This is a genomic window from Lactiplantibacillus xiangfangensis (assembly GCF_001438845.1).
GTDB classification, from domain to species: Bacteria; Bacillota; Bacilli; order Lactobacillales; family Lactobacillaceae; genus Lactiplantibacillus; species Lactiplantibacillus xiangfangensis.
In genome coordinates this window covers 265,928-284,223 of sequence record NZ_JQCL01000103.1, presented here as the reverse complement: position 1 = coordinate 284,223, position 18,296 = coordinate 265,928, and the positions used below count along the sequence as shown (strand labels likewise).

22 protein-coding genes and 1 pseudogene are annotated in these 18,296 nt (G+C 46.6%); 18 read left to right on the top strand and 5 right to left on the bottom strand.

Translation table 11 applies throughout. From position 1 onward, the window contains the following. The first annotated feature begins 198 nt into the window (after nucleotides 1–198). The 5 genes from IV64_RS13925 (at nucleotide 199) to IV64_RS13905 (ending at nucleotide 3,652) form a co-directional block, all read left to right on the top strand. The gene (locus IV64_RS13925) at nucleotides 199–1,212 is read left to right on the top strand and encodes a lipoate--protein ligase (RefSeq protein ID WP_057708017.1); all 1,014 of its coding nucleotides are present in this window, start codon (nucleotides 199–201) and stop codon (nucleotides 1,210–1,212) included. 13 nt (nucleotides 1,213–1,225) lie between these two features. Further along, a complete protein-coding gene (locus IV64_RS13920; RefSeq protein ID WP_057708015.1) occupies nucleotides 1,226–1,609 on the top strand; it encodes a hypothetical protein in 384 nt (127 codons plus the stop codon). Between the two features lie 12 nt (nucleotides 1,610–1,621). Next, entirely contained in the window at nucleotides 1,622–2,071 is a 450-nt protein-coding gene (locus tag IV64_RS13915) for a hypothetical protein (RefSeq protein WP_057708013.1), read from the top strand. Between the two features lie 491 nt (nucleotides 2,072–2,562). Next, nucleotides 2,563–3,165: a hypothetical protein gene (locus IV64_RS13910; protein ID WP_057708011.1), complete on the top strand. Its 603-nt coding sequence runs from the start codon at nucleotides 2,563–2,565 to the stop codon at nucleotides 3,163–3,165. Nucleotides 3,166–3,337: 172 nt separating this feature from the next. Further along, complete coding sequence (locus IV64_RS13905; protein WP_057708009.1) at nucleotides 3,338–3,652, top strand: hypothetical protein; 315 nt, start codon at nucleotides 3,338–3,340, stop codon at nucleotides 3,650–3,652. A gap of 72 nt (nucleotides 3,653–3,724) precedes the next feature. Here IV64_RS13905 and IV64_RS13900 read toward each other — a convergent pair whose 3' ends face one another. Continuing rightward, on the bottom strand, nucleotides 3,725–4,162 hold the full coding sequence (locus IV64_RS13900; RefSeq protein WP_057708007.1) for a MerR family transcriptional regulator: 438 nt from the start codon (nucleotides 4,160–4,162) through the stop codon (nucleotides 3,725–3,727). A gap of 197 nt (nucleotides 4,163–4,359) precedes the next feature. Here IV64_RS13900 and IV64_RS13895 point away from each other — a divergent pair, with 197 nt between their 5' ends. The 6 genes from IV64_RS13895 (at nucleotide 4,360) to IV64_RS13875 (ending at nucleotide 8,691) form a co-directional block, all read left to right on the top strand. Next, nucleotides 4,360–5,049 (top strand): hypothetical protein, encoded by a 690-nt coding sequence (locus IV64_RS13895; RefSeq protein WP_057708005.1) that lies wholly within the window; start codon nucleotides 4,360–4,362, stop codon nucleotides 5,047–5,049. Between the two features lie 124 nt (nucleotides 5,050–5,173). Then, nucleotides 5,174–5,314 carry a hypothetical protein gene (locus IV64_RS14485; protein ID WP_157061197.1) on the top strand — a complete coding sequence of 47 codons (141 nt, stop codon included), beginning with the start codon at nucleotides 5,174–5,176 and terminating at the stop codon, nucleotides 5,312–5,314. A 127-nt stretch (nucleotides 5,315–5,441) separates the two neighbouring features. Next, complete coding sequence (locus tag IV64_RS13890) at nucleotides 5,442–6,563, top strand: PLP-dependent transferase (protein ID WP_057708003.1); 1,122 nt, start codon at nucleotides 5,442–5,444, stop codon at nucleotides 6,561–6,563. 68 nt (nucleotides 6,564–6,631) lie between these two features. Then, nucleotides 6,632–6,952 carry a thioredoxin family protein gene (locus IV64_RS13885; RefSeq protein WP_057708000.1) on the top strand — a complete coding sequence of 107 codons (321 nt, stop codon included), beginning with the start codon at nucleotides 6,632–6,634 and terminating at the stop codon, nucleotides 6,950–6,952. Nucleotides 6,953–7,067: 115 nt separating this feature from the next. Beyond that, nucleotides 7,068–7,853: an alpha/beta fold hydrolase gene (locus IV64_RS13880; protein WP_057707998.1), complete on the top strand. Its 786-nt coding sequence runs from the start codon at nucleotides 7,068–7,070 to the stop codon at nucleotides 7,851–7,853. Nucleotides 7,854–8,175: 322 nt separating this feature from the next. Further along, nucleotides 8,176–8,691 (top strand): DapH/DapD/GlmU-related protein, encoded by a 516-nt coding sequence (locus IV64_RS13875; protein WP_057707997.1) that lies wholly within the window; start codon nucleotides 8,176–8,178, stop codon nucleotides 8,689–8,691. A 199-nt stretch (nucleotides 8,692–8,890) separates the two neighbouring features. Here the strand turns inward: IV64_RS13875 and IV64_RS13870 are convergent, their stop codons facing one another. The 3 genes from IV64_RS13870 to IV64_RS13860 are packed head-to-tail and all read right to left on the bottom strand — an operon-like array spanning nucleotide 8,891 to nucleotide 11,987. Next, the gene (locus IV64_RS13870; RefSeq protein WP_057707995.1) at nucleotides 8,891–9,742 is read right to left on the bottom strand and encodes a hypothetical protein; all 852 of its coding nucleotides are present in this window, start codon (nucleotides 9,740–9,742) and stop codon (nucleotides 8,891–8,893) included. 8 nt (nucleotides 9,743–9,750) lie between these two features. Continuing rightward, nucleotides 9,751–10,167: a helix-turn-helix domain-containing protein gene (locus IV64_RS13865; RefSeq protein ID WP_057707993.1), complete on the bottom strand. Its 417-nt coding sequence runs from the start codon at nucleotides 10,165–10,167 to the stop codon at nucleotides 9,751–9,753. Nucleotides 10,168–10,184: 17 nt separating this feature from the next. Next, entirely contained in the window at nucleotides 10,185–11,987 is a 1,803-nt protein-coding gene (locus IV64_RS13860) for a M3 family oligoendopeptidase (protein ID WP_057707991.1), read from the bottom strand. A 132-nt stretch (nucleotides 11,988–12,119) separates the two neighbouring features. Between IV64_RS13860 and IV64_RS13855 the strand changes: the two genes are divergently transcribed. Continuing rightward, the gene (locus IV64_RS13855; RefSeq protein ID WP_057707989.1) at nucleotides 12,120–13,043 is read left to right on the top strand and encodes an alpha/beta hydrolase; all 924 of its coding nucleotides are present in this window, start codon (nucleotides 12,120–12,122) and stop codon (nucleotides 13,041–13,043) included. A 57-nt stretch (nucleotides 13,044–13,100) separates the two neighbouring features. Here the strand turns inward: IV64_RS13855 and IV64_RS13850 are convergent, their stop codons facing one another. Then, nucleotides 13,101–13,385, bottom strand: a complete 285-nt coding sequence (locus IV64_RS13850; protein WP_057707987.1) for a bacteriocin immunity family protein — start codon at nucleotides 13,383–13,385, stop codon at nucleotides 13,101–13,103. Nucleotides 13,386–13,542: 157 nt separating this feature from the next. Between IV64_RS13850 and IV64_RS13845 the strand changes: the two genes are divergently transcribed. The 6 genes and pseudogenes from IV64_RS13845 (at nucleotide 13,543) to IV64_RS13820 (ending at nucleotide 18,286) form a co-directional block, all read left to right on the top strand. Beyond that, entirely contained in the window at nucleotides 13,543–13,932 is a 390-nt protein-coding gene (locus IV64_RS13845; protein WP_057707985.1) for a GntR family transcriptional regulator, read from the top strand. Beyond that, on the top strand, nucleotides 13,910–14,620 hold the full coding sequence (locus IV64_RS13840; protein WP_057707982.1) for an ATP-binding cassette domain-containing protein: 711 nt from the start codon (nucleotides 13,910–13,912) through the stop codon (nucleotides 14,618–14,620). Before IV64_RS13845 ends, IV64_RS13840 begins: the two co-directional genes overlap by 23 nt. Then, nucleotides 14,613–15,389: a hypothetical protein gene (locus IV64_RS13835; RefSeq protein ID WP_057707980.1), complete on the top strand. Its 777-nt coding sequence runs from the start codon at nucleotides 14,613–14,615 to the stop codon at nucleotides 15,387–15,389. Before IV64_RS13840 ends, IV64_RS13835 begins: the two co-directional genes overlap by 8 nt. 210 nt (nucleotides 15,390–15,599) lie before the next feature. Then, nucleotides 15,600–16,322 (top strand): annotated as a pseudogene (locus tag IV64_RS13830) (ABC transporter ATP-binding protein). After that, on the top strand, nucleotides 16,322–17,533 hold the full coding sequence (locus IV64_RS13825; RefSeq protein ID WP_057707978.1) for an ABC transporter permease: 1,212 nt from the start codon (nucleotides 16,322–16,324) through the stop codon (nucleotides 17,531–17,533). Before IV64_RS13830 ends, IV64_RS13825 begins: the two are co-directional and overlap by 1 nt. A gap of 99 nt (nucleotides 17,534–17,632) precedes the next feature. Next, nucleotides 17,633–18,286, top strand: a complete 654-nt coding sequence (locus IV64_RS13820) for a TetR/AcrR family transcriptional regulator (protein ID WP_057707977.1) — start codon at nucleotides 17,633–17,635, stop codon at nucleotides 18,284–18,286. Nucleotides 18,287–18,296 lie beyond the last annotated feature (10 nt).

Sequence of the window (18,296 nt, the reverse complement as noted above, 5' to 3'; positions counted from 1 at the left end):
ACGGATTATCCACGGAGAGCGGGTTGCCGCCAATCAGAACGTTCATGGATGTGGATTGTGGATCAATGGTGTTTGAGGAATGAAGAATTCCACACGAAATTTTGAATGATTCTTCCAAAACGGGGCTCACATTGTGGGTCCTTTTTTATGCCTTGTTGTATGATTAAAGTAATTTAAAGCTGAGGAGCTGAATCCACTATGTATTACGTTGCAATGAAAGATCACGAAATCGGTCGCAACTTAGCCACCGAACAGTATTTAATGAACAATGTTGATTTTGATGAACCGTTAGTCTTGTTTTATTACGAGGAACCTTGCATCATTGTTGGGCGTAATCAAAATACACTGGAAGAAATTAACGCGGACTATGTGCGTGACCATCACATTCAAGTTACTCGGCGGTTATCTGGTGGGGGAGCGGTGTACCAAGACCTCGGTAACCTTTGCTTTAGCTTTGTGGTGGATAGTGATAGCCAAGAATTTGGTGATTTTAAGACGTTTACGAAGCCAATCATTGATGCCTTGCACGACATGGGCGCAACTACTGCGACGGTCAGTGGCCGTAATGACCTATTAGTTGACGGCAAGAAGTTTTCTGGCAATGCGATGTATTCCAGAAATGGCAAGACGTTCTCACACGGAACGTTGATGCTCAACGTGGACTTAGACGTTGTCCCCCAAGCTTTGACTGTTCCAACTGATAAGATTGCATCAAAGGGGATTAAGTCCGTTCGGAGTCGGGTCACTAATTTGCGGCCATACTTGGCGCCTGAGTATCAAGAAATCACCGTTCCGGAATTTCAAGATGCTTTATTGAAAGAACTTTTCCACGTGGATTCACTTGATCAGATTGCCGATAAGGAATACCACGTCACACCAGAACAACAAAAGGCTATTGATAAAATTTACGAAGAATATTATGCTAATTGGGATTGGGTTTACGGAAAATCACCCGAATTCTCCGTCAAGCGCCGGAAGCATTTTGACATGGGGACAATTGATGCCCGCTTGTCAGTGCACGATGGGCGCATTCAGAACATAAAATTTTACGGTGATTTCTTCGGTAGTGGTGATGTCCACGACGTTGAAGAGGCGTTGACCGGAGTCCGGTATGATCATGATGTGATTGCTGAGAAGTTAGCAACACTTGACTTGAACCAGTACTTTACCGGTATTTCCCGGACAGACATTATTGATTTAATCGCCCAATAACGGGAGTGTTTTTTTGAAACTGACTCGCTTAGTCGCATTTGCGTTTGTTTCCTTTTTTTGTTACGGTATCGTCAATTGGATGATGTCAATTAGCCATTTTCACTTACAAGCCAAACTAATTTCATTACCAGAAATGTGGCAAGGGCTCTTAATTGCATTAGTACTCTATTTCGTTGGAATCTTAGCAGTGTATTTAAACCGAATGCTCGGCTTTTACGTCCTCGGAATCGTTATCTTGATTTATTCATTAGGGCTAGTCAACGCCTTAATGGCGGGGTATCAAAGTACGGCTGGAATGGAAATTAAGTTGTTATTGGAAGTCATTGGCGCGATTGGGTTGGGGATTAACTTCTACACGCTCGTCTTATTGACACGCTGGCGACATAAAACTAACTAAACGAGGGATAATATGCAACGAAACGTACAAGCATTTATTGATGATGTCACTGCTGAGAAGCTTAGCGTAACGACTCTGGATGGAAAATATGAGACGTTGACGAAGCAAGTGCAACCGTGGCTGACGAACTTTTTGAAGGATGTGGCCGCTGATCAGCTTGCACAGGCAACGCTGACGACTACTCACGAGCCCGCTGTGAGCTTTTGGCTAGAGACGAGTGTCATTAACCTTCCTTTGGCTAACTTGACGGAAATCGGCAAAGTAACGGATGCTGACGAAACGATGCCAATCCGGTTATACATGATTGCGGAATCTGAAGCATTGCCTTCAGGATTACGAATTGATGAGCTTGGTACGGCCGATGACGTCTTGGCTGATCAGGACGGTGCGGCCAAGTTATTAACAACGTGGCTTGATTCACAAATTGAACGATTAAACCAAATCACCGAAGCGGACGCTTAGGTGAAAGTTTTACAAAATATCAATGATATCTTTACAGTGATTCGGTATGATAGCTTCATGATATGGAGCCAAGCCAAATCATTGTGCCTGATGGTCGTCACCCAGTTAGCCGCGTGCTAACAAGGTGGCGATTTTTTTGATTAGCTTGCAATTAGTGACCAAAGATGATAGGGTAGTGAATGCGATGAGTCGATAAAGTCAGATTTCCAGCAATGGAAGTTCCGCGCGAGCGGCTAGTGACTAAATTGATAGCGGGGCACGTTTCTCTGACGTATTTCAGAGTGCTTGGGTCACTGATATTGTGGAATGTCACCCCCACTGGTTTACCAGTGCCGTGAATGAAGCGTTCGGATTAATTTCTGAGCGCTTTTTTTGTTGTAATGAAATGTTAAGTTTTTTGTTTAACTCAGGTAATCGTTGGTAAAATGACCCCAGGTAGCGTATTGTTAAGTTAGCATCAAAACTATTAATTTTTGGGGAGTTGATTAGTTATGAAAAAGGTGTTAGTTAGCAGCATCGTGGTCGCCGGCCTCGCTGTTTTAGGTGGCGGTGTGTACCTCTGGCCTAAGAGTGACCACGTTTCTTCGACACAGTCAGAAGTGAGCTCATCGGTTGTGACTAGTAGTAAGGCTAGCAGCAAGGCTGCGGCTGAAAAAGGTAGTTCGGAAGCTAGTGATAGTAGTAGCACGGAAAAGTCCAAGACTAGCAGTGGGGAAAGTACTAGTAGTGAAAGTAAAACCGCAACCACTGCCTCTAGTAAGTCGGCTTCAACGGCTGCGACGAGTTCATCACAATCCGGTACTACGGCGACCAGTTCAACGGCTGGAAATAATTTAACAACGACGCAAGTCAATAATTGGGCCTGGGCGCAAGTCGAGAAGCAGTATCAAGGCGCGAGTGTCACTAAGGATGATTTTATTTTCCAGCAATATCAACGGTCAGGTTTAGTTTACGTTGACGTTTATGAAAATAGTAGTACCGAAGCGGATCACTTAGCCGGTCGGTTCCGTGTCAACGCGCAGGGAAGCTTGGAACAACAATCCCTTTCAAATGGCAGCACTTGGCGCGTGGTCGCAACCAGTCCATCTAATTAAAAAGATCGTGAAGGCGCTGTGAAATTGCAGCGTCCTTCGGCAAGCAGAACGTCCCACATAGCCGGGACGTTCTTTGTAATAAGTTCCAGTAAGCGCCTTCTTGAAAAGTACCTCTAATTACGGCATACTAGAATGGTTAATCTAATTGAACGTGAAATTGAGGTGCGTTGGAATGGCAGCGGAGAAAAAGAAAGTTAAACATGAAATATATGATGAAAAAGATAAGCGTCTCGGACGCCGAATTCTAGTTATTTTTAAGTGGGTCGCCTTAGTTGCAGCAATTATTGGCCCGTTTGTTTATATGTTCAATCATAGTTGGGGCTTAGACCTTGGCACGTTAGCCGTATTGTGTGGTGGGGGTTACTTGTGCTTTGGACCACGGGGCCGAACTGCGGGTGGTCAGTGGATTGCTTTACTAGAAACGCTCGGACTCGCGGTAGTTATATTGGTGTACTTCCTCGTGATTCTTAAGTACATTCATTTCTAAGCTAAATGTAAATTAGAAAAGGACTTGGGTAACGTCAGTGAACGTTCTCAAGTCCTTTTTGGATGTTTAAATTTACGACGGGTTTTCCTGGTAAACTTCGTGTTTTTCAGCTTCTTCCATATTGGAAGGAACAATCGTGTCGACTTTATTGTTAATCAAAACGTCGGCGTAGTGATCGACCTTATGATTAATAGTCTTGAGATGATTTTGGAGATCGTTGATTTCATCTAAGGTCCGGCGTTGCTGAACCTTCATCATTTCATAGCGTTCAGGGACCGTCTGTTCACCTTCCTGAACAAGCTTTAAGTAGTGTTGAATCCGTTCGACGGGCATACCAGTGGAACGCAGGCAGATAATCAGGTTTAACCATTCAAGATCGACGTCTTCGAAAACCCGGTTGTTGTTTTCGTCACGCTTGACGAAAGGGAGCATGCCGTGGTCATGGTAGTACCGGATGCTGTAAGTAGAAATGGCCATTTTCTTAGCAACTTCTTGAATTGTGTAGGACAATTTAATTCCTCCTAAGGGTGTCAACCAGCCTTTTGATTGTCAATTTAAATTGAATCATTATTGTTAGTCTAATCATCAACACTTGGGTTGTAAACAGATTTGCCCGTACGAGTGATAAAAAAAGGCCAAGTTTTTAGGTTGCCTTACAGTTACCGTAAGGTGTTAAGCTGGGCTGTAAACTTGAGGGGGTGATAACGGTGCGTAAATACACAGTACAACTGATCGGTCGTGACTTTGAGCCAGCGGAGAAGTGGCAATTAGATCCCACGGCGGCCGTATTGGCAGTTCAAAATAGTGCGGATTACGACTTGCTTGTCTGGGACCCGAATGACGAGACGTGTGAAATTTATCCACAGGAAACGTTGGCAGTGTTGAATGACCGGTTAGCACATACGGCTTATTCGCGGTTACTCAATCAGATTGCCCAAGTCGCAAACCAGCAAGGCCTTCAAATCACACCGGGACTTCGCCGGCAATGGTACTTGGTAGGTGACCTAGCTGTGCTGGAACACGCATCGTTACTGAACGTCGCGGCAGCCTTGTTGAGTTTAACGATTCAGGCCTTCAAACCCGCAACTGACAACTGTCAAACTAGCGCCGTCCGTTTGCGGGGGTTGGCCGATCAGGCGCGGTGCTGGTTGATGGCCGCGCAAGTCACTTCGCTACAATTAGTGGCGTCCCCTAAACCCTTAACGACTTTGCTACAATACTTATTAGATCAAGCGGACGTATTGGATGTATGCCATGCTGGCGGCCGTTCACGGGCATGGCAACTTGCCAATGACGCGGAAGCCCTAAGTAAAGTAGCCGTTCACCCGACCCAATTTCAGACGAATAGTGCGTGGACGTTGATTCGCGCGGCGGCTTTAGAACACTATGATCAGTAATGCAAAATAAAACGGTGGTCTTGCTTGACGCCTTATTTATAATTAGAGTAGAATGAGAATATAATTAAAATACATGTTGATGAGAAGAGTAGCTTAAAAATAATCGCACAGGGAGCCGTGTTAAGTGGAAAACGGTCGGTTGGATTTTTGTGAAGATGAACTCGGAATGCCTAGTGGCGGTCGTTGGGCTGCGCTAGCGGCACTGGCCGATACCCCAGCAAGTTGGAAACAACTTAGTGAGTTTAGCGGGGTGACCCGCTATTGAACTTGGGTGGTCACACGAAGCCGTCGTCCCATGAAGGACGGGGGCTTTTTTTGTGTAGCTGGGGATTGGTTAAGCCGATTTTAATGAACTAAAAAACGTAAGAGCAAACTGAGCGAGGGTGATTGATATGACAAATTCTAATGAAAAATGGCACATTGAAACGTTGTTAGCACAAGCCGGGAACCGAACGGATGACGTCAAAACGGGCGCAATTTCTGCCCCGATTTACTTATCCACTGCGTACCGGCATGCCGGACTGGGGCAGTCTACGGGGTTTGATTATCCAAGGGAAGCGCAACCGACACGTGGCGTGTTGGAAGCGACGTTAGCACAAATGGAACACGGGGTAGCGGCTTACGCATTGACTTCCGGAATGGCAGCGATTCAGCTAGTCTTCACGCTCTTTCATAGCGGGGATAAAATTATTATTTCGGACGATTTATACGGTGGGTCCTACCGGTTCTTTGACTTATTACATGATCACTACCATTTGACGTTTGCAGTATGGGATGGACAGGACCAAAGTGAACTAGCAGCGTTGATTGATGCGCATACGGTAGCACTCTGGTTAGAAACACCTTCCAATCCTACAATGAAGCTCATTGATCTTAAGAAAACCGCGGCGACAACTCACGCACACCACATTAAGTTAATCGTGGATAACACTTTTTACACGCCACTGATTCAAAAGCCCCTCGATTTAGGTGCCGATATCGTAGTACATTCAGCGACAAAGTACCTTGCTGGGCATAATGATATTTTGGCTGGCGCGGTGGTCGCTAAAAATCAAGCGGACGCTAAACAATTAGAATTCAACCTAGTTACGACGGGCGCCGTGCTGGATCCGTTTGACGCGTGGTTATTATTAAGGAGTCTTAAGACGTTGCCGCTGCGCTTACACCAACACGAAACGAACGCGCAGGCACTAGTCAAATTTTTAACGGCAAATCAGTACGTTGAACGGGTCTTGTATCCTGGGCGGGGTGGTATGATCAGTTTCTACTTAGCTACGGGGACCGATGTTGACCAGTTTTTGCAGGCATTAAAGGTCGTCTCATTTGCTGAAAGTTTAGGTGGTGTCGAGAGCTTGGTCACAGTGCCAGCGGTTCAGACGCACGCGGATCTAAGCCCAGAACAACGAGCGGCTAAGGGGATTACGGCGAACTTGTTACGGCTGTCAGTCGGGATTGAAAACGTGGTGGACCTTCAAGCCGATTTACAGCAGGCGCTTGAAAAAGCACAAAAGTAAGCCAAAACGCTTTACTTACTTTTAGTATGTGTTAAACTATGATTAATAATTAAATTGGAGGCATTGAAATGGCAACAGCAACTTTAAGTGACGCGGAAATCCGCGAACGCATTAAAACTGGCAAACACATGTTATTTTTCACGGCGGATTGGTGCCCGGATTGCGCCTTTATCAAGCCAGTGATGCCTCAAATCGAAGCTAAATATGATCAATATGATTGGATCACGGTTGACCGCGATGCGAATATTGAAATCGCACAAGATATGGGTGTCATGGGGATTCCTAGTTTTGTCGGTATTGAAGATGGTCAAGAAACTGGTCGTTACGTTGACAAGTTCCGTAAGACCCAGAAACAAGTTGAAGATTTCTTAGATACCTTAGAAAAGTAAGGTTTAACAAAGCGTTAATTATCGGGAAGAGAACCGGTAATTAACGTTTTTTGATTGGTTTGCAAGTCGTTCTCTGCTAGAATATGAACTATTAATCTTGGAAATGGTGATAAACATGACAACCAATGTATTTGAAGACGTGATCGTTCGGACCACGAAAATTGCGGATTTACCGGTATTACACGTGTTTGCGGCTAGTCAGGCCCAAACTAAGCTACCAACCGTTATTGACTATCACGGGTGGACAACGCAGACGTCATCTGAATTGGTCGCAAGCTATGATTTGGTGCGGCGCGGCTTTCGCGTGATTTTGCCCACGGCGTACCTGCACGGCAGTCGTAACGAAGGGGTTGATTTAGATCGACACCCAGAACATTTTTGGTCGATTGTTGGCCATTCAGTCGCGGAGTTTCCCAAATTGGTCGATGCACTGGTGAGCGCGGGCATTACCGATCCTGAAAAGGTCGGCGTTATGGGAACGTCCATGGGTGGCATTACCGCTGCTGGTATCATGGCGACTCAGGCCAACGTTGTTGCTGGCGTTTCCCTAATTGGGTCACCAGAACCAGTTGCTTTTGCGAAGGACCAAGTGGCACAGATTCCGGCCGAGTTAAAAGCCCAATTACCAGCGGATCTGTTAACGAAAACGTATGATCAGATTGGTCAATTTGACTTGTCACAGCACGTGGACCGGTTGAATGGTCGCCCGATGTTTTTCTTTAACGGGACGGCGGATCAGATGGTGCCATACAAGTATGTGGCTGACTTTCAAGAACGGTATCAAGATGACGCCGCCTTAGCACAGACCGTCTTTAAACGTGCGGATGGTGGGGTGCATCACGTGCCTCACCGGATGCATGAAGCGGCCGTTGACTTTTTGGCGACGCATTTGTTGGATTAAGTCGATATTAAAAAGATTCTTTTAATAAGGGAAGCGTTAGGGACCAAATTCAAAAAGCTAATCAGAAAATTTCTGGTTGGCTTTTCCTATTGTTATGGTCGAAACGTGGGTCAAAGGGCAGTTTGTTCCGCTTAACCCGAAATCAGCGGCTATTCCCAACCCAGGAATAATCGCTGATTTCACGTTAATGCTCGCAAGCTAACCGCCTTTTGGCCCACTCTTTTTATGCTAAAAAGCTATCGAGTCCTATGAAAGATAGGCATTTTACATTGTTACGGGTGCCCCTTATACTGAATTCAAAACTTATAGGGGATGGACAAACATGTTTGCACCACAAATAGATGTGCAGCGGCATCAGCGGTCAATACGTAATCAACGGCTCGTTCAGGAACTCAATGACCAGCCACACGATGTCGCGGAAACGCGGGCACTGGTGAGTGAGATTACGGGGCAATCGTTAGATGAGTCGGTCGAAATTCGGCTACCGTTTTACACCGACTTCGGTGCCAATATCAAGATGGGAAAACGGGTCTACGTTAGCAATAACGTGATGTTTACCGATTTGGGTGGCATCACGCTAGCCGACGATGTTTTGATTGGTCCCGGCGCCAGCTTGATTACGGTCAATCATCAATTTGATCCAGAGCATCGCCATGATTTGGACTTGAAACCCATTCAGGTAGGAAAACGTGCCTGGATCGGTGCCAAGGCCTTGATTTTGCCGGGGGTGACCATTGGTGAGAATGCTATCGTGGGTGCCGGCGCCGTGGTGACCAAATCTGTGGCAGCTAATACCGTTGTAGCGGGGGTTCCTGCCCGGGTCATTAAAACGTTATAACTTAGGATGCAAAAACGAGTTTGGGACAAAACCCAAACTCGTTTTTGCATCTCCGAATATTTATAGCACGAAACGTGCGATAAAAGACTGCTTCCTCCGCTTAGCTACGAAATACGAACGATTGAAAATGCACAATCATTCGTATTTCTAGGCTATGCTCGGTAGCAACCCGTCTTTTGTCCCACTCTCGTTCCATTAACTAGTGAATAAGATACACCTGGTCGTGAATCAGGTCGAATGGCCGGTAGTGGCGGTTAAGCTGCTCGACGGCTTCGCCGGACTGATAGTCCGCGTGATTCCAAAATTGTTTGGAACCCGTGGCCCCGTACTTTTCACCGATGCAAATCAACGTGATGTTCGTCCCACTGGCACGAATCGCTTGTAGTAACTCCCAGTCGATGGTCAATTTATCCGGTGACCACGCCATAATGATGTATTTGACTTGGTCGGCGTATTTCTTGAAGGCACTGATGGCATCTAACGGTTCGATAGCGGTCACAGGCTGACGGCCGGTCTGATTATTCGCTTCGTGGGTCCAAGCCTTAGAATCTGTCGTGTAGATGGTCTGTGAAGGATGTAACCGGCGTAGCCCTTTGGAAACGTAGCCGTTACCAGCCATGACTTCCAAAACGGGGGCGTCCCCGACAAAGTCAGCGAGATCCTTTAGGAACGGGGCACTGATGTAGGCCCACATGCCGTACTTATCCTCAACGTAATCCCGAAAGTCGCGCAGTAACTTATCCACTTTTGGAAGGGCGTCGGAAAGGCGTTCCCATTCGGCGTCACCGGCAGGGTCCCCAATGGCGAAACTCTGATTGATCCGCGCAAAGAGTTCGTCCTGGAAGTGGTCAGGGACTTGTAGGACGGGTAATTGTTGCGGGGGAAGCCCGGCCGCTAACAGCCGGTCGCTTTCCAAAACGTTATTGATCATGACTAAAATCTTGGGGTCATCTTTGAAAAGTGTTCGGTAACGTTGCATCTGTTCAATGTAAGGCGGGGTGGCTTGCTGCTTAGCCCGCTTTTTTAATTGTTTTAGTTTTTTGGGATTCATAAAGACTCCTAATCATCAAAGTGAAGGTCCAGTTCTTCTTGCCCGGTCGTATCGGGTGCTGGACGCTGTTGGCGACCGTGAAGGTAACCGTTCATCAATTGAAACAGTTCGTATCGGTCTTCACTGCTGAGCTTTTCAGCGTTAAAGGTCAGTGGCTTACCGGAGAGAAAGATGCGACCGAGATCGTATTCTTCTTGGTCGGCGCGACCAGACAGGTAGTCCGTTGTGACGTTAAAATACTCAGCTAACTTGCGTACTTCCAAGTAGGAAGGGGTTCGCAAATTACGTTCCCAGTTTCCGATTTGGGCCGCCGTATTTTGACGGGTCGTAATGTCGGCGTCGGGTTGGTCATTTAAGGCGGTGGCCAATTCGGCCAGCGTCATTTTTTGTCCCCGTCGGAGGGCTCTTAAACGTTCAGGAAACATGTGATCACTTCCATTTCTTATAGTAGTGGCGCGGATAACGCCATAAATTCATCGATATCGCGTTTGATTAGCGCAACCCCCGCTTGCCAAAAGGCTGGCTTGGTCAAATCAACCCCGAGGTGTTTTTGTGCGAGTTCTTCGGTGGTCATGTTGGCAGTATCGCGAAGTAGCGCAATGTAGCGGTCCTCAAAGTCGGGTTGCTGCTTGGCTTGGGCGTAGATGCCGAGGCTAAATAAATAACCAAACGTGTACGGGAAGTTGTAGAACGGAACGTCTGAAAGGTAGAAATGCAACTTGCTAGCCCAAAACATTGGGTGGTAAGTGGTTAAGGCGTTCCCGTAGGCTTCCTTTTGTGCGTCAAGCATCAGCGTGGATAACTCGTCAGGGGTGACGATTCCCCGTTTGCGCGCGTCGTAAAAGCGGGTCTCAAAGAGGAAGCGCGCCCGAATATCTAAGAACATGGCTAATGGATTCTGAATTTTAGTATCCAATAGTTGTAGCTTAGTTTTGGGGTCGCAGGCTGCTTTGACACTGGCATCCGCCACGATTAACTCTGAAAAAGTCGATGCGGTTTCGGCGACGTTCATCGCGTAATCCTGCCGCCAGAGTGGCAAGTCTTTGATAACGTCGGCGTGAAAGGCGTGTCCTAGTTCGTGGGCCAACGTTGCGGTGTCGTTTGGTGACCCCGTGAAGGTCATAAAGATGCGTGATTCTTGAGTCTCCGGTAAGTTATCCATGTAGCCGCCGGGACGCTTGTTAGGGCGATTCTCAGCCTCAACCCAGCGGTGCTCGAGGGCGTACTTGGCGAGGTGCGCCATTTTAGGACTGAACTTCTGGAAGTTTGTAATCACGAAGTCAGCGGCTTGGTCGTAAGTTTGACTAGTAGGTTGGCCGCCTAAGTCGAGCGGGGCTTCCACGTCTTGCCAATCGAGCTGTGATTTACCTAACAACGCGGCTTTACGTTGGAGGTAGTGAAGCAACAAGCCCTTATCCTCAGCCACGACCTGATACATCGCGTCAAGGGTTGCTTGGCTCATTCGGTTAAGTTCTAGCGGCTTTTGCAAAAAGTTGGTCAGGCCGTGTGCTTGATAGTTAGTCAGGCGGAAGCCAGCTAAGTGGTTCAAGGTATCGGCGAAGGGGGCGGCGTTTGCTTGCCAGGTGGCTTCCCAATTTTGCATTAACTGCGCGCGTTGCGCATTAGGCATCGCCGCTGCTAGCATGTTTTGGGCTTGACCGGCAGATAATTGATGGGTCTGTCCGTGTTCGTCGGTATAGTTGATTTTGAGCTGGTTAACAAGGGTGTCGTAATGGTCACTCCACGCCTGAAAACCGTCTAAGGATAAGTTATTGATCAATGCTTCAGTTGAATCGGCTAAAAGATCGCGTCCCTGCTCGCGCATCTCAGTCAGGTTGAAGGCAACGGTTTTTAATGCTGGCTGCGTTAAAATGGTTTTAAACGTTGAGTCATCAAGATTAACCAAGCCCTTTTTGAACCGATTCAGCAGGTTATCTAACTGATTATCAAGTTGATAGAGTTGGTTCAAGATGGTCCCAGCCTGAGTGTTTTTGGCGTCAGCGGATTGGACCGCAACAACGAAAACTTCGCACTGGGCAAGACCAGCCTGAATCTTTTGTAAGTCGTTAACAATGAGAACGAACCAGTCGTTGTCGGGTGTGTCAGCGTCAGTGCGCCAATTAGTCAGCGCGGTTCTGGCTTCAGCGAGTTGTTGCGTAATCTTTGTGATTTTCGCTTGAAGCTTCGGCGAGCTGATACCACCCGGAAAAATTCGGTCTAAATCCCAAGTTTCTGAATAATGCATTTTTGGGCCTCCCAATCTGGTCTAGTTATCTTCAATTATAAACGTTATTATTATGGGTGTGGCGAAAATTCATCGAATATCACGCTGTAAATTCGTGAATCTTCATTTAAGGATGAAAGTGGGGGAGCGCAAGTGAAAAAGTTGTGGATAACGTTAGGCGTTATCATCGTTATCGTTGGTGGTGGCCTGATTGGTGCCGGCAGTTATTTTTACCACGTGGCAATTGCCCGCGGTGACAAAGGATTCATTACTCAGAGCACGCGGTTATCGAAAAAGAGCGCGGTCTACCGAGAAAAATATTGGTACTTACACGTAAAAAAACAAACTTGGAAAATTGAAACGCCAGACCATTTGAAGTTAGTTGCTTGGTACGTTCCCAATAAAGATGCGCGAAAAACGGTCGTTCTGGCTCACGGCTTTGCGGGAAATAAATCTTTAATGGGCGCCTGGGCGGGGATGTATCACGAGCTGGGCTACAATGTGCTGGTTCCTGATTCCCGGGCGTCCGGTGATAGTCAGGGTCAGGCCGTGGGTTACGGCTGGTTGGAACGACGCGATGATTTGCAGTGGGCTAAGACGGTCGTTAAGCGCACGCGGACGACGCAGATCGTGATGAGTGGCATCAGTATGGGGGCAGCCGGGATGACCATGGCAAGTGGTGAGCGCCAGGTTCCACAAATTAAGGCGTACGTGGTTGACAGTCCCTTTACCAGTGCGCAGGACATCATCAGCTATCAAGCTAAGCAAATGTATCATCTGCCGGCCTTCCCATTGGTTGACGTGACGAGTATGGTTACCCAGTTGCGCGCGGGTTATAACTTCAGAGAAGCTGACGCGGTCGCTGCAATCAAAAAGAACCGGTTGCCGATTATGATTATTAGTGGAACCAAGGACGATTTTGTGCCGCCCCGTATGGGTAAAACGTTGTATCAAAATGCGCACCAGCCTAAGCAACTGTGGCTCGTTAAAGGCGCTGGGCACACAACGGCGATTACCCAAAATTATCAAAACTATAAACAACACGTGGCTAGCTTTTTAGCCCAATACGTGAATTAACTAAAAGGGTTCGGCTCACTGATATCAGTGGACCGAACCCTTTTAGGCCAATCATGATTACGCTTGTTGGTAAGGCATTTGATAGGCCAATCCGGTACTATCCTTGAGCGTTGCCAAGTAGAGCGCATCTAAAGCTGCGGGACCGCTGGTGTGGGCGCGTCCCCAAGTGGCTAAGTCGTGATTGAGTTGACTAGCGACTTGGTGGTGATCAGCCACACAGTCGAGAGCTTGAGCTGCTTTTAATAATAGCTGAACCAATTCTGGGACTGCTTGGACTGCGGGATCGTTGTAAGCAACGTCAATCGCAGTGGTCAAAGTAATCGCATTTTCATTTTTAAGCATGTGCTCATCCCCTTAATCCAAGTATAGCGCTGTCGGGGAAACAATCAAGTTGAAAATGAAAGCGCTGTCAGGGAAGCTAATGACTTTTTGGTTGCACAAAAATTGACCCAGTGTTATATTGTAATAGTTAAATAGAACACTAGGGAGGCGTAAGTCAGTGGAATTTGACGATAAAGTCCCAATTTATTTACAGATTAAGCAAGTTATCTACCATGAAATGGTGACGGGCAAGTTAAAGCCGGGTGAGCAGCTCCCCGCAGTGCGGCAGTTAGCGCTAGACCTTACTGTGAACGTGAATACGGTCCAACGCGCGCTTGGTACGATGATTGCGGAAGGCTTTTTAGTTTCACAGCGGGGTCGCGGCAACTTTGTGACCGAAGACCAACCAAAAATAGCGACGTTGAAGCAACAATTGGTGCAAGAGCAACTCGCAACGGTTTATCACGAATTACACGCTTTAAATTTGAGCGATGATGAGATTATCACCAGTGTTCAGCGGTACGTCCAGCAAAGGGGAAATCAAGATGACAGCCATCTTAACGATTGAAAGTTTAAAATATAACCGTAATCAACGTCATATTTTGCATGATGTGCAGTTGACGCTGGCGGGTGGAAAAGTGGTCGGTTTATTAGGCGCAAACGGTGCCGGCAAGACGACCTTGATGCGGTTAATCACCGGAAGCGCGAAGGGGTCTGGCGCCATTACGGTCAGTGGATCCAGTACACCGGTCGGCCGTAAACAACACGTTAGTTTTACGGATCACTTGAAGGGATTTGCACCTAATCAAAAAATTAGTCGCATTGAACAGTTCTATGACGCGGTTTATCCGGACTTTGACAGTCAGCGCTATCAGGAATTGGCACAGTTTTTAGACTTAGATGGGCAGCAAAAATTGGCCGCCTTATCGAAAGGAACCCGCGAAAAGTTGATTATTGCTTTGACGTTAAGTCGCCAAGTTGACCTGTACTTACTGGATGAACCTTTTAGTGGGATCGACAGTATGAGTCGCAAAAAGATCATTAATAGTATTATTCGCTGGCTACCAGACACGGCAACGTTACTAGTGAGTGACCATTACGTTTCAGAAATTGCGCCGATTTTAGATGAAATCGTTGTTGTTAAGGATCAAACGATCGTGGTGCATGAGGAGACTGAGACGATTCGAGACCAAAAGCACATGGATATTGAAACTTATTATGAACAATTATACGAAGGGGGGACTGACAATGACTAAGAGTTGGGCGTTATTTAAGCAATTAAGTTGGCCGCGGTTTGTCTTAATGAACTGGGTGGTGGCGTTTGAACTGTTAATGCTCGTCATTTCAGGTCTCTGGCAAGCAATTATGGGCGACTTTCATGCCTACACGCCGTTCTTTACACTCTGCGGTTTTATGATGATTCCTGGCGTGGTCAGCCTAGTCATGTTAGCTGTTCAAAATGAGCGGACGGTCATGACGGAAACGTACCGGTTGATTCCCATCAGCGACTGGAAGCTCTACTTGCTTAACCTAGGGGCGTCGTTGGCCAACCAAATCTACCTGTGGTTAGTTCAAGGAATTCTATTCGGCATAACCTTGTTGATTGGTTATAACAGTTTGGGCAAAGTCTTCAACGGGGTGCCGGAAGGGCTTAGCCAGCTAAACAGTGAGGTCAACTTAGTCCAACTTGGCTTAACTGCGGTCGTGGTTGGTATCATGGCACTCTTACTAATTTGGAGTACGATCAGCCTAGTCCACTTCGTGACGAACGCGGCCAGCAGCTTTTTGCCACGTTTTCGTCAAGGGGTCGTAAACGTGATCATTTACATTGGTGTCATGTTGATCGCCCTGCGGCTTGTTAGCGCCTTAATTGGCGGGCTTAGTTTCCTTTCGAGTCAGGCAATCAATGGCGGCGTTATTGATAACATGTGGGTAGGCGTCGCTGTCATGGCGATTGTGATCTTAGCCGAAGGGGCATTAAACGTTTGGATTCTCTCAAAGTGGGTCGAACCTAAGTTAGATTAGTACCATTAGTTGTCAAAATACTTTACCGATTGGCAGTAACTAAATTCGCCGCAGTGGCGCGTTAGTTACTGCTTTTTTGTTGGTCTTAAGGCTGAGTGTTGATAAAAAAGATTGACAATGAGTAATCACTCACTATAATAGATTTTATTAAGTGAGTAATCGCTCACTCACTAAGCTAACCAGTGTGATTTTATTAGGGGGGGCAAGCGTATGGCGCAAGCAATTATTGATTTACAACATCTGGCCAAAAAGTTTGGCAATCAAATGGTCTTAAAAGATATTAACTTGACGGTCAATCCAGGAGAAATCGTTGGGCTGATTGGGCCATCTGGGGCTGGGAAGTCGACGGTCATCAAGGTGGCACTGGGGATGGAAGTCGCTAGTGGTGGATCGGCTAAAGTCTTTGATACAACGATGCCTAACTGAGAATTACTTGGCCGCATCGGGTACATGGCCCAAACGGATGCGTTATACGACGCATTATCTGGACGTGAAAATTTAAAGTTTTACGGTTTGATGAAAGGCATCGCTAAGCGTGACCTTAACGCCGAGGTGGACTACGTGGCTAAGGTCGTTGACCTGACTGCAGACTTGGATAAGCGGGTCGCTGGGTATTCCGGTGGGATGATGCGACGATTATCGTTAGCAATTGCGCTGATGGGTAAGCCCGATTTGTTGATCCTGGATGAACCAACCGTTGGAATCGATCCAGCTTTGCGGCGGCAGATTTGGGCTGAACTTAGCCGGATTCGTGATGAAGGTCGTAGTATTTTGATTACGACCCACGTGATGGACGAAGCAGAATTATGTGACCGCGTGGCCCTGTTATTGGATGGAAAGGTGATGGCATTTGATACACCAGCTACCTTGGAACGGCAATATCAAGTGGCAACGATTGAAGCGGTCTTTTTGAAGGCGGAGGGTGCTGAGTAATGCGAACAATTGCAATTATGAACCGGGTGCTAAAGGAACTCTTCCGTGACAAGCGGACATTAGCATTGATGTTTTTCGCACCAATCTTAATTATGTTACTGATGAGTGTTATTTTTAATACTAATTCATCAACTGATGTGACGGTTGGGACTGTCTCGGTTAGCCATAAGTTGAATCAGCAAATGGCCGACATTAAGCACGTCACCGTTAAAAAATATGATACTAAGCGTGCCGCTAAACAAGCGTTGGCCAAGGAAAATATTGATGCCATTGTTAAGAAAAATGGGAACGATTATAGCTTGACTTACGCCAATACGGACTCAACGAAGACGGCGACCGTGAAGTTAGCTTTTAGGAATGCGGTGACCGCAACGAGTATTAAGCAGCTGAAGTCGGCTTTGAAGAAGAGTACCAAGGCGACGGTCAAGATGCAGGCCCAATTGCGAGCCGTTCAAAAACAACAAGCAACCACAGCTAAGACTGGCGGACGTGCGGTAGCGGCTAAACGGGTCGCCTCGACGAAGGCTACGTCCACGACGACCGCGACTAAGTCAACCAGTCAAAAGACGCCTAAGATTACGAATCACTACGTTTATGGGGATAAGGATACTGGCTACTTTGCTAAGATGTTACCGATCTTAATGGGCTTTTTCGTGTTCTTCTTTGTTTTCTTGATTTCTGGGATGGCCCTATTAAAAGAACGAACAACTGGAACCCTGGAGCGGCTGTTAGCAACGCCGGTCAGACGTGCTTCCATCGTCTTTGGGTACATGTTGAGTTACGGTATCTTGGCAGTCATTCAAACGATTCTAATCGTTTTGGTTACCGTTTGGATGCTCGGGACTGAAGTTGTTGGAAGTATGGCGAGCATAATCGTTATTAACCTGATTTTAGCGTTGGTGGCGTTAGCCTTTGGAATCCTGTTGTCCACGTTTGCTAATTCCGAATTCCAAATGATGCAGTTTATTCCGCTAGTGATTGTCCCGCAAATTTTTTTCTCCGGAATTATTCCACTGGATTCGATGGCAACTTGGGTCAAGGTGATTTCTTACATTATTCCAATTAAATACGCTGGTGATGCCGTTACTGATATTATGATGCGCGGCACCTCGATCTTTGATTTGGGATTTGATATTGGCATCCTGTTAATTTTCCTAGTGGTTTTAACGCTTTTAAACATTATTGGGTTAAAACGTTATCGAAAAGTTTAAGTGTCAGTTTGGAAAAGTACCACGGTAGATTGTCGGTTGGCGTGGTCGTCAGCGTGCCGTATACTTGATTAAAAGTTAAAATGAACGTGAGGAATTTAGATGCAAGTCAATAATGTTGAAACCTTATTTAAAAAGACGTTGCGAGAGTCTGACCTATCCGCTAAGCAACAGTCGGTCTTGCAAGTCAGCCTGAATTTGTTTGCCGAACAGGGCTTTGATCGGACAAGTACTAGTGAAATTGCTAAGGCTGCCGGCGTTTCAGAAGGGACAGTATTTAAGCAGTTCAAGACTAAAGATGGAATTTTAAAAGCAATCTTGGATCCCATCGTAGCCCACGTGGTGCCGATGGTGGCGACTGAATTTCTCGATGAACTCAAGACCAATAATTTAGTCGATTTAAAGTCCTTTTTGCAGTATGCCATTCAGGATCGGATGACGTTTGCGGTTGAAAATCGGCAACAAATTAAGGTCTTTGCTCAAGAAATTCTGCGTAATCCTAAAATTATTACGGACCTGTCAGGTAAGGTGGAAGCGGTCGTGAATGGGCAAGTCGGCGAGGTATTACAGCAATTTAAAGATCGTGGTGAATTGGTAGATTGGCCAAATATGCGTATCATTCGTTATTTGGTAGGCATTCTTGGTAGCTACGTTTTCCCACAGGTCTTCCTTGCACCAACGGCTGACTTTGACGCTGATAAGGCCAGTCAGGAAGCGGTGGAAGTCTTAATGCGTGGGTTGACCCCCGTTAAATAAAAATAAGGAT